Source organism: Streptomyces sp. NPDC037389, assembly GCF_040636475.1.
Taxonomy (GTDB): domain Bacteria; phylum Actinomycetota; class Actinomycetes; order Streptomycetales; family Streptomycetaceae; genus Streptomyces; species Streptomyces hesseae.
This window is the reverse complement of sequence record NZ_JBEZUS010000031.1, coordinates 1-9,911: the sequence shown is the minus strand read 5'-3', so window position 1 is coordinate 9,911 and position 9,911 is coordinate 1. Positions and strand designations below refer to the sequence as shown.

At 70.4% G+C, this 9,911-nt stretch carries 11 protein-coding genes and 1 pseudogene; 10 read left to right on the top strand and 2 right to left on the bottom strand.

The annotated features are described in order from the left end of the window. Positions 1 to 106: 106 nt before the first annotated feature. Entirely contained in the window at positions 107 to 1,087 is a 981-nt protein-coding gene (locus AB0E98_RS33345) for a LacI family DNA-binding transcriptional regulator (protein WP_361710206.1), read from the bottom strand. A gap of 246 nt (positions 1,088 to 1,333) precedes the next feature. Here AB0E98_RS33345 and AB0E98_RS33340 point away from each other — a divergent pair, with 246 nt between their 5' ends. The 10 genes from AB0E98_RS33340 to tatC all read left to right on the top strand — a co-directional run bounded on the left by AB0E98_RS33340 (position 1,334) and on the right by tatC (position 9,753). After that, positions 1,334 to 2,602: an MFS transporter gene (locus tag AB0E98_RS33340; RefSeq protein WP_361710203.1), complete on the top strand. Its 1,269-nt coding sequence runs from the start codon at positions 1,334 to 1,336 to the stop codon at positions 2,600 to 2,602. 9 nt (positions 2,603 to 2,611) lie between these two features. Then, the gene (gene pafA, locus AB0E98_RS33335) at positions 2,612 to 3,973 is read left to right on the top strand and encodes a Pup--protein ligase (RefSeq protein WP_126913428.1); all 1,362 of its coding nucleotides are present in this window, start codon (positions 2,612 to 2,614) and stop codon (positions 3,971 to 3,973) included. A gap of 147 nt (positions 3,974 to 4,120) precedes the next feature. Continuing rightward, the gene (locus tag AB0E98_RS33330) at positions 4,121 to 5,101 is read left to right on the top strand and encodes an FKBP-type peptidyl-prolyl cis-trans isomerase (protein WP_361710200.1); all 981 of its coding nucleotides are present in this window, start codon (positions 4,121 to 4,123) and stop codon (positions 5,099 to 5,101) included. A gap of 63 nt (positions 5,102 to 5,164) precedes the next feature. Next, positions 5,165 to 5,539 (top strand): FKBP-type peptidyl-prolyl cis-trans isomerase, encoded by a 375-nt coding sequence (locus AB0E98_RS33325; protein ID WP_361710198.1) that lies wholly within the window; start codon positions 5,165 to 5,167, stop codon positions 5,537 to 5,539. Between the two features lie 116 nt (positions 5,540 to 5,655). Continuing rightward, positions 5,656 to 6,645 (top strand): WYL domain-containing protein, encoded by a 990-nt coding sequence (locus AB0E98_RS33320; RefSeq protein WP_361710195.1) that lies wholly within the window; start codon positions 5,656 to 5,658, stop codon positions 6,643 to 6,645. 21 nt (positions 6,646 to 6,666) lie between these two features. Next, a complete protein-coding gene (locus AB0E98_RS33315; RefSeq protein ID WP_361710194.1) occupies positions 6,667 to 7,629 on the top strand; it encodes a WYL domain-containing protein in 963 nt (320 codons plus the stop codon). Positions 7,630 to 7,696: 67 nt separating this feature from the next. Next, complete coding sequence (locus AB0E98_RS33310) at positions 7,697 to 7,939, top strand: hypothetical protein (RefSeq protein ID WP_311612727.1); 243 nt, start codon at positions 7,697 to 7,699, stop codon at positions 7,937 to 7,939. A 98-nt stretch (positions 7,940 to 8,037) separates the two neighbouring features. Beyond that, on the top strand, positions 8,038 to 8,244 hold the full coding sequence (locus AB0E98_RS33305) for a hypothetical protein (protein ID WP_361710192.1): 207 nt from the start codon (positions 8,038 to 8,040) through the stop codon (positions 8,242 to 8,244). Positions 8,245 to 8,491: 247 nt separating this feature from the next. Beyond that, on the top strand, positions 8,492 to 8,773 hold the full coding sequence (tatA, locus tag AB0E98_RS33300) for a Sec-independent protein translocase subunit TatA (RefSeq protein WP_361710191.1): 282 nt from the start codon (positions 8,492 to 8,494) through the stop codon (positions 8,771 to 8,773). A 62-nt stretch (positions 8,774 to 8,835) separates the two neighbouring features. After that, positions 8,836 to 9,753, top strand: a complete 918-nt coding sequence (gene tatC, locus AB0E98_RS33295) for a twin-arginine translocase subunit TatC (RefSeq protein ID WP_361710189.1) — start codon at positions 8,836 to 8,838, stop codon at positions 9,751 to 9,753. 61 nt (positions 9,754 to 9,814) lie between these two features. On the opposite strand, the pseudogene AB0E98_RS33290 reads toward tatC, so the two are convergent. After that, a pseudogene (locus tag AB0E98_RS33290) lies at positions 9,815 to 9,911 on the bottom strand (ABC transporter ATP-binding protein); the annotation flags it as partial.

Below are 9,911 nucleotides of genomic sequence, written 5' to 3'. Positions count from 1 at the left end.
ATACACCCCCCCTCCCCAAAACCTCTCCCCCCCCCTCTCATCCTCGGGGCCCCCCCCCCCCCCGGCGGCCCCCCCCCCCCCCGCGGGGGGGGGGCCCCCCCCCCCCTTACGAGGTGGCGGCCACCGTCGTCGACGCGCGGGCGACGAGTTCCACCGGCAGGGACGCCGACCCCGGTGCCCGGCCGTCCAGGACGGCCACCAGCGCCCGCATCCCGGCCTCGCCCACCGCCTCCGCAGGCAACCGCACCGTCGTGAGCTCCGGTTCCAGCGCGCTCGCCAGCGGCAGGTCGTCGAAGCCGGTCACCGAGACGTCGTCCGGCACCCGCAGGCCCAGTCGTCGCGCCGCCTTGCAGGCGCCGGCCGCCAGGATGTCGCCGTCGCAGATGAGGGCAGTGGGAAGGGTGCCGTCCGCCGTCAGGGCGCGTTCCGCGGCCAGGCGGCCGGACGCCACGTCGAGGGCGGCGGGCTCGGACCGCAGCACCGTCCCGGCCGTGCCGCGCAGGGCCTCCGCCAGGGCATGGGCCCGGACCCGGAAGGTCCAGGAGTCGATGTCGGCCGCGATGTGCGCGAAGCGGCGGTGGCCGAGGGCCAGCAGATGCTCCGTCACCTGCCGCATGCCGTCGGCGATGTCGAGGTTGACGGTGGGTGGGGAGTCCGTCCGTTCGGGGTCGCTGTCGAGCATCACCAGCGGCAGGCCGCCCTCGCGGAGGTCGGTCAGGGCCTCGGCCGCCATCGACGAGGCGATCACGCCGTCCAGCGTCGCGCGCGCGGAGGCGAAGGGGTCGCGCGCCGGCCCGGTGCCCTCAGGGGAGGGGTAGAGGACCACGCCCATGTCGTGCTCGGCGGCGGCGCGGGCCGCCCCCGTGTAGACGCGGGCGAAGAATTCGTTGGTCAGGGCCGGGACGACCAGCAGCGCCGTCCGGGCGCGGCCGAGCCGTAGGCTCCGGGCGGTGAGATTGGGCCGGTAGCCCAGCTCGCGGGCGGCCGTGCGCACCGCCTCGGCGGTCCGCTCGGAGACCCTCCCGCGCCATTTCTCGCCCATCACCAGGGAGACCGTCGCCTGCGACACCCCCGCCGCCCGGGCCACGTCCCGGCTGGTGGCCCGGGCCGCCGCCGCGTGCCGCCCCCGGACGCTCGGCCACCGTTCGCCCCCGCGCCCCCGCCGCTCCCCGCTCTCGACCTCCGTCACTGCTGCCGCGCCCCTCTCCGCTGCCGCTGTCACCACACAGGTTGGACCCACGAGCTCCGATCATGGTACGTATAACTCTTCTAGTTATACGTAAAACCGGGATTGCTCGGTCAAAAACGATCAGTCAAGGACGAGAGGCGGACAATGGCGGCGGCGGGCGGCGGTTATGTCGACATGCTCAGAACACGGCACGCGGCGCGACTGCTGACCGGCACCCTGGTGGGGCGGCTCCCCAACGCCACGGCCGCGCTGGCGATCGTCCTCTTCGTGCGCGCCGAGGGCGGCAGCTACACCCTCGCCGGAGCGCTCTCCGCGGTCTACGGCGTGGCCAACGCCGTCGGTCAGCCGCTGCTCGGCCGGGCCGTCGACCTCTACGGCCAGCCCCGCGTCATCCTGCCCGCGGCCCTGATGACCGCGCTGGGCATGGCGGCCTTCACCGTCGTCGGCCTGGACCCGGTGCCCCTGTCCTACGCGGCCATGATCGTGGCCGGCTTCTTCGCGCCGCCCCTCGAGGGCGGGCTGCGGGCCCTGTGGCCCTCGGTCCTGAAGAACGAGGACGACCTCCACGCCGCGTACTCCCTGGACGCGATAGCGCAGGAGCTGATCTACGTGGTCGGCCCGCTGATCGTCACCCGGATCGTCGCGATCTGGTCCGAGGCCGCCGCGCTGAACGCCCTCCACCTGATGGGCGTCATCGGCGCCCTCGCGGTCGTCACCTCGCCCCCCTCCCGCACGTGGCGCAGCGAGCCCCGTGAGGCGCACTGGCTGGGGGCGCTCCGCTCCCGGGGGCTGCTGGTGCTGCTGGGCACCTTCTTCTGCATAGGTTCCGCGCTCGGCTCCATAGCGGTCGCCGCGGTCGCCTACGGCGACGCGAACGGTGGCGGCAACGTGGCCGGCTGGCTGCTGTCGGCCCTGGGTGTCGGTGCCCTGATCGGCGGTTCCATCCACGGTGCCCGGCAGTGGCCCGGCACCCCGGAGCAGCGCCTGCGGGTGCTCGTCGGTGGGCTGGCGCTGCTCTACGTGCCGCTGCTGCTGGTGCCGGGCGCGGTGGCGATGACGGTTCTCGCCGGGGTGGCGGGTCTCTTCCTCGCGCCCTGTCTGGCCACCGCCTTCGTGGTCGTGGACCGGCACGCGCCGCGGGGCACGGTGACCGAGGCGTTCTCCTGGCTGGTGACGTCCTTCGGCGTCGGCGCGGCGATCGGTACGGCCTTCGTGGGGCCGGCGGTCCAGTCCGGCGGTGCCCGCGCCGGTTTCCTCGTCGCGGTGGGCAGCGGTGTCGCGGCCCTGCTGGTGATCGTGGCCTTCCGGGCGTCCCTGCGGGCCCCCGAGAAGTCGTCCACCGTCGTGGCCCGGTCGGAAAATGATCGGAACGGTGCGGTCGAACCCGGTTTCAGCGCAGGGCATCAGGCGTAATGTTCAGGCATGGACCGCCGCATTTTCGGGCTGGAGAACGAGTACGGCGTCACGTGCACTTTCAGAGGACAGCGCCGGCTGTCCCCTGACGAAGTGGCGCGGTACCTCTTCCGCCGTGTCGTTTCCTGGGGCCGCAGCAGCAATGTCTTCCTGCGCAATGGCGCCCGTCTCTACCTGGATGTGGGATCGCACCCGGAGTACGCCACTCCGGAGTGCGACAGCGTGACCGAGCTGGTCACCCACGACAAGGCGGGGGAGCGCATTCTCGAAGGTCTGCTGGTCGACGCCGAGCGCCGCCTGCACGAGGAGGGAATCGCGGGCGACGTCTACCTCTTCAAGAACAACACCGACTCCGCCGGGAACTCCTACGGCTGCCACGAGAACTACCTCGTCGCGCGGCACGGGGAGTTCTCGCGTCTCGCGGACATCCTCATCCCCTTCCTTGTGACCCGGCAGCTGATCTGTGGCGCGGGGAAGGTCCTCCAGACCCCTCGTGGCGCGGTCTACTGCGTCAGCCAGCGGGCCGAGCACATCTGGGAGGGCGTCAGCTCCGCCACCACGCGCTCGCGCCCGATCATCAACACCCGGGACGAGCCGCATGCCGACGCCGAGCGCTACCGCAGGCTCCATGTCATCGTCGGCGACTCCAATATGTCCGAGACGACCATGCTGCTGAAGGTCGGTGCCACCGACCTCGTCCTGCGCATGATCGAGGCCGGTACGGTCATGCGTGACCTCACCCTGGAGAATCCCATCCGGGCCATCCGCGAGGTCAGCCATGACATCACCGGCAGACGCAAGGTGCGCCTGGCCAGCGGCCGGGAGGCCTCCGCCCTGGAGGTCCAGCAGGAGTACTACGAGAAGGCCGTGGACTTCTGTGAGCGTCGTGGCATCCGGACGGGCACGGTCGAGCGGGTCCTGGAGCTGTGGGGCCGCTCGCTGGAGGCCATCCGGGACGAGAATCTGGACCTGATCTCCACGGAGATCGACTGGGTGATGAAGTACCAGCTCATCGAGCGGTACCGGGCCAAGAACAACATCACCATGTCCCACCCCAGGATCGCCCAGATAGATCTGGCCTATCACGACATCCATCGCCGCCGGGGGTTGTACTACCTGCTGGAGAAGCGCGGCCAGGCGGCCCGGGTGTGCAATGACATCAAGATTTTCGAGGGTAAGTCGGTGCCCCCGCAGACGACCAGGGCCCGGCTGCGCGGCGATTTCATCCGTCGCGCCCAGGAACAGCGCCGGGATTTCACCGTCGACTGGGTCCATCTGAAGCTCAACGACCAGGCGCAGCGGACGGTGTTGTGCAAGGACCCCTTCCGGTCGGTCGACGACCGGGTGGAGAAGCTGATCGCGGGAATGTGAGCGCGATTCGGGGGCATGAAGGGCACGGATGTGCGCCGGGTCCGGCGGACCCGGCGCACATCCGTGTCGGACGGGGTTGATCGGCGGGAGACAGGCCGTAGAGTGGCGCACACTGCCCAGCCACCCCTACAGCCCGAGTTGGACTTCATGAACCACACGAAGAACGCGCGTCGCCTCGCCGCGGCGTTGGCCGTGCCCGTCCTGCTGCTGACCGCTGCGGCGTGCGGTTCCGGGGACGGCAAGTCTTCCGACGCCAAGGTGACGGTGAAGGGGAAGTTCGGGGAGAAGCCCGAGATCTCCGTGCCGAAGGACGCCAAGCCGGCGGACAAGCTCGTCGTCAAGACCCTGACCCAGGGGTCGGGCGACAAGGCGGAGAAGGGTTCGTTCGTCCGCCTGGACTTCGCCGGGCAGACGATGAAGGACAACAAGCCGCTCGGTGGCACCTGGACCACGCAGGAGGGGGCCACGCCGGGCGCCCCGCGCCGGCAGCTGGTGCAGCAGCTGGGTCAGCCCAGCCAGGAGATGCCCGCGAAGGTCCTCGACGCCGTGATCGGCCAGAAGGCCGGTTCCCGGATCGAGGTCGAGGGCACTGCCAAGGCGCTCATCGGCGACCAGCTGAACCCGCAGGCGGGCGTCAAGCCCGAGGACGGCCTGGTGTGGGTCATCGATGTCGTCGGCGCCCAGAAGGTCGACGCCAAGAGCGAGGCCAAGGGCGAGCAGGCCAAGCCCGAGGAGGGCATGCCGGAGGTCAAGTACGTCTCCCAGAAGGCCGCCGAGATCACCATCCCCAAGGACACCAAGGCGCCGACCGATCTCAAGGAGCAGGTGCTCATCAAGGGCACGGGCCCGGAGATCAAGGCCGGGGACGGCCTCATCGCCCAGTACACGGGTGTGAAGTGGGAGGACGGCAAGAAGTTCGACTCCTCCTGGGACCACGCGGGTGCCACGGCCTTCCAGATCGGCACGGGTTCGGTCGTCCAGGGCTGGGACAAGGGCCTGGTCGGCAAGCACGTGGGGGACCGGGTCGAGCTGGTGATCCCGCCGAAGCTGGGCTACGAGGGCCAGGCGCAGAGCGGCCTGGACAAGAACACGCTGGTCTTCGTCGTCGACATCGTGGGCAAGGTCTGACCCCGGCGGGGGGTCTGCCAGAATTGCACGGTTGTCCACAGCATCTTTCGTAGGAGAACTTTCGTGAACATCGAGAAGCCCGAGATCGACTTCCCCGAGGGTCAGCCGCCGGCCGACCTGGAGATCGTCGACATCTGGGAGGGCGACGGGGCGGTCGCCAAGGCCGGCGACTTCGTGAAGGTCCACTACGTGGGCGTCGCCTTCTCCACCGGCGAGGAGTTCGACGCCAGCTGGAACCGCGGCAGCGCGCTGGAGTTCAAGCTGGGCGCCGGCCAGGTCATCCAGGGCTGGGACAAGGGCATCCAGGGCATGAAGGTCGGCGGCCGTCGTCGGCTGACCATCCCGGCGCACCTCGCCTACGGCGAGCGTGGCGCCGGTGGCGGCGTGATCGCCCCGGGTGAGACGCTGATCTTCGTTTGTGACCTGATGGGCGTCTGAGACCTAAGCGAACGAAGGCCGAGGGCCCGTGCCGCCTGGCACGGGTCCTCGGCTTTTGTCGTTCGACCCCTGAGCGGTACGGTCAACGGTTGAGAGCACAAGTAGAGAGGGCGTCGATGGCGATTGCCAAGGCCGAGCGGCTGATGAGTCTGGCGCTGTGCCTGCTGGGCACACGTCGGCCGCTGACCAAGGGGGAGTTGCGGGGTTCGATCGAGGCGTATATCGAGGCTTCGGCTTCGAGCGGTGCCTCCGATGGCGGTGAATCCCCGAAGGACGACGCCTTCAACCGGATGTTCGAGCGGGACAAGGAAGACCTGCGCGAGCTCGGCCTGATCATCGAGACCGTCGAGGGCGTCGACGGTGAGACCGGCTATCTGGCCCGCCGCGACAGCAACCGTCTCCCCCCGATCACCCTCGACGTCGAGGAGGCCGCCGCCCTCGGGCTCGCCGCCAAGGTCTGGCAGCAGGCCCGGCTCGCCGGTGCCGCCAGTGGCGCGCTCCAGAAGCTGCGTGCCGCCGGGATGCCGATGGCGGAGGACCTGTACGAGGGGCAGAGCGCCCTGGAGACGCGCATCCCCGTGCACGAGGCGGCCTTCGAGCCGCTGATGCTCGCCGCGCGGGACCGCCGCGTCGTGGTCTTCGACTACCGCAAGGCCAACGCCGCCCGTCCCGAGCAGCGCAAGGTCGAGCCCTGGGCGCTGGAGTGCTGGCGCGGCCACTGGTACCTGGCGGGCTGGGACCGCGACCGGGACGCCGAACGGGTCTTCCGGCTCTCCCGGATCACCGGGAAGGTCCGCTCCCGGGCGCTGGCCTTCACCGGGCCCGTGCCCGACCACGTCACGGTGCGCACGACCGTCGAGAGCTGGGCGGGCGAGACGGCCACCGGTACGGCCCGGATCAAGGTGCGCGCCGGCCATGGCTATCCGCTGCGCGCCCGGGCGGTCGCCACCCGCGATCTGGGCGACGGCTGGGACGAGCTGGAGATCCCCTACGGCCATGGTCTGGACGCCTGGCTGGTGGAGTTCGGCGCCGACGTCCTGGTGCTGGAACCCGCCGAGCTGCGGGCCGATGTGATCGAGCGGCTGCGTGCCGTGGCCAAGGGCTGAGAGGAACGGGACCGACTTCTGATGGCCGGAAACGCCATTGACCAGACCCGGCGCATGCTGTCGCTGGTCACCTATCTGCGGGAGCGCCCGGGCGCCCGGGTCGCCGATGTGGCCCGCGCCTTCGGCATCACCGAGGACGAGCTGATCGGCGACCTGGACGTGCTGCCCATGTGCGGCACCAGCTTCCGGGGCGGTGACCTGCTGGACATCGACACCGACGGGGACCGCATCTGGTGGCACAACCCCGACGCCTCGGGCGCCTCCACGGGTGAGCCGCTGCGGCTGGCCGCCGACGAGGCCACCGCCCTGCTGGTCGCCGCACGCGCCGTGGCGACCCTGCCCGGGCTGCGCGAGAGCGACCGGCAGGCGCTGGTCCGCGCCACCGCGAAGATCGAGGGCGCGGCCGGCGAGGCGGCGGGCGCCAGCTCCCGGCTCTCGGTGACCTTCGAGTCCGAGGGCGGGGTCTTCGCCGAGATCGACCGGGCCATCTCCGAGCGCCGCCGGGTCTGGCTGCGCTACTACTCGCCCGCGCGCGACGAGCTGACCGAGCGCGAGGTCGACCCCATCCGGCTGTTCGCCGTGGGCCACACCTATATGGAGGCGTGGTGCCGGCTCTCCGAGGCCCGGCGCACCTTCCGGCTCGACCGGGTGGCCGAGATCCGGCTGCTGGACGAGGCCTCGGACCCGCCGCCGGTGGAGCTGAGGGACCTGTCCGAGGGGCTGGTCCAGCCCGCCGCCGAAGACCCCGAGGTCGTCATCGAGGTGGGCCCGGGCGGCCGCTGGGTCGCCGAGTACTACCCCCACGACAGTGCCGAGGAGCTGCCCGAGGGCGGCCTGCGGATCACACTGCGCACCCCCGACCCCGCCTCGCTGCGGAGGCTGGCGCTGCGGCTCGGCCGGGACGGGCGGATCGTCTCGCCGACGGCGCTGACCGACAGCGCCCGGGAGGCCGCCCGCGAGACGCTCGCGGCGTACGGAGAGTGAGGACGTACGGAGAGTGAGGGAGACGCCGACGGTGGCAGGAGAACCACGACCAGAAGAGGCCGGGCCGGTGACGGACGTGGGGGTCGCGGTCGACGCGGTCTTCAAGGCCGCGTGCCCCGACTGCCGGGCCAGCTTCGAGCTGGCCGCCGGGGCGCTGCGGCTGGCGATCGGCGCCAGCGACCGCACCACCTTCTACTCCTTCACCTGCCCCGACTGCGGCTCCGCGGTCCGCAAGCCGGCGGGGGAGCGGATCGTCGAGCTGCTCACCGGCGGCGGGGTCCGCACCCTGCGGCTCCACATCACCGCGTAGAACGTCCCACCGCGAAGAACATCCCACCGCGTAGGACGTCAAGCGGTTCTTTCCGGCCATTCCCGTTGTTCCGTACTTCCCTCGTTAGGCTTCGCTCCATGTTCTGGCCCATGCTCGCCATCGCCCTCGGTTTCTGCGGTCTCGCCGTGCTCACGGTGCTCGCCGCGCGGGTGTTCGTGGAGACCAGGCGGCTGGCCCGGCAGGTGTCGGAGGCGTCCCGGCGCGTCACCCGGGCGGCGGAGGACCTGGAGCGGGCCGCCGCCCCGCTCGCCGCGCAGAGCGCGCAGGCGCTGCGGAACGACTGAGCCGGACCGTTCGGGGGCCGGACACGGACCGGGACCTGACCCTCCTGCCGGTATTGGGGCGGGCGGTAGTCTGGTCCGGGTGGCCCTGTGGACGAGGCGGAGGGTCGCGAGGGACCGGACGTATGCCCGGGGATTGCCGAGCGTTTACCCCTGCGCGTTACGATCGCTGCCGTACGGCTGATGGACATATGTCCGATCGGTCGGCCGGTCCCACCAATATCCCGCTTCGGTGAGAAGGTAAACGCATATGTTCGGACGGCTCGGAGCGCCTGAGCTCATTCTTCTGCTTGTCGTCGTCGTCCTCCTGTTCGGTGCGAAGAAGCTTCCCGACATGGCGCGTTCGCTCGGCAAGTCCGCCCGCATCCTCAAGAGCGAGGCCAAGGCGATGAAGGCGGAGAGCACGGACACCGCCGCCGCCCCCGCCGACCCGCCCGCCGGCGAGGCCCCCCGTACGATCAAGGCCGCTCCCGGCGATGTGACCTCCCGCCCGGTCACCGAGCCGACCGACCGTACGACCCAGCAGCGCTGATCCAGGACAGACTGAGACGGCCGCCGTCGGCGACCGTCTGCCGCACGAGATAGGGACGTGGGTTGCTCAAGTCTGCCCGCAAGAAGGAGAAGGACCCCGAGGGGCGGATGCCGCTCGCGGAGCACCTGCGCGAGCTGCGCAACCGGCTGGCCAAGGCCGTGCTGGCCATCGTCGTGGTGGCCATCGTCGCGGCGTTCTACAACAAACAGATCATGGACTTCCTGTCCAGTCCTGTTCCCACGTGCCCCGACCGCGATCTGGCCAAGAGCCACGGCGGCAACTGCGCCGTTCTGGTGTTCAGCAACCTGACGTCGCCGTTCACCACCATCGTCAAGGTCTGCCTCCTGGTCGGCGTCACCTTCTCCTCGCCGATCTGGCTCTACCAGCTGTGGGCGTTCCTCGCCCCGGGGCTGCACAAGAACGAGAAGAAGTACACGATCGCCTTCGTGGCGACGGCCGCACCGCTCTTCCTCGCGGGCGCCTACCTGGCCTACTGGATCATGCCCACCAGCATGCAGGTCCTGCTGAGCATCACACCGGACTCGGCGGCCAACACCCTCGCGCTGGACGACATCCTGGACTTCAGCGTCCGGATGATCCTTGTCTTCGGCCTCGCCTTCGAGCTGCCGCTGATACTGGTGATGATGAACCTGGTCGGCCTGGTCTCCGGCAGGACCATGGCCAAGTGGTGGCGCGGCGTCGTCATGGGCACCTTCGTCTTCGGCGCGGTGGCCACCCCGAGCACCGACCCGTTCGGCATGTGCGTCCTGGCCGTGCCGATCAGCATCCTGTACTTCGGCGCCGTCGGATTCTCGATCCTCAACGACAAGCGCCGGGAACGCCGCAACCCCGACCGCCTCCTCGACGACGACGAGGCGTCCCCGCTGGACCTCACCCCGCAGTCGGTCGGCGATTCCGAGCCCATGCCGAGCCTGCCCGAGCAGGACCGGCACCACCGGGGCTACGACGACGTGACGTGATCCCTCACAGGCGATCCAGCGGTTGACGAACACGGCGGGGCGGCCGCAGTTCACCCAGGCCACGGGTGAACTCGTCCGTGGACGAGGACCGCAGCAGTGTGCCGCCGTCGATGACGACGACGTGGTCGCAGGTGCGCTCCAGTTCGCCGAGCAGATGC

Excerpts from the sequence above, each read along its gene's own strand:
- AB0E98_RS33340 (WP_361710203.1), top strand. The coding sequence starts at position 1,334 with ATGGCGGCGGCGGGCGGCGGTTATGTCGACATGCTCAGAACACGGCAC.
- pafA (WP_126913428.1), top strand. The coding sequence starts at position 2,612 with ATGGACCGCCGCATTTTCGGGCTGGAGAACGAGTACGGCGTCACGTGC.
- AB0E98_RS33330 (WP_361710200.1), top strand. The coding sequence starts at position 4,121 with ATGAACCACACGAAGAACGCGCGTCGCCTCGCCGCGGCGTTGGCCGTG.
- AB0E98_RS33320 (WP_361710195.1), top strand. The coding sequence starts at position 5,656 with ATGGCGATTGCCAAGGCCGAGCGGCTGATGAGTCTGGCGCTGTGCCTG.
- AB0E98_RS33315 (WP_361710194.1), top strand. The coding sequence starts at position 6,667 with ATGGCCGGAAACGCCATTGACCAGACCCGGCGCATGCTGTCGCTGGTC.
- AB0E98_RS33305 (WP_361710192.1), top strand. The coding sequence starts at position 8,038 with ATGTTCTGGCCCATGCTCGCCATCGCCCTCGGTTTCTGCGGTCTCGCC.
- tatA (WP_361710191.1), top strand. The coding sequence starts at position 8,492 with ATGTTCGGACGGCTCGGAGCGCCTGAGCTCATTCTTCTGCTTGTCGTC.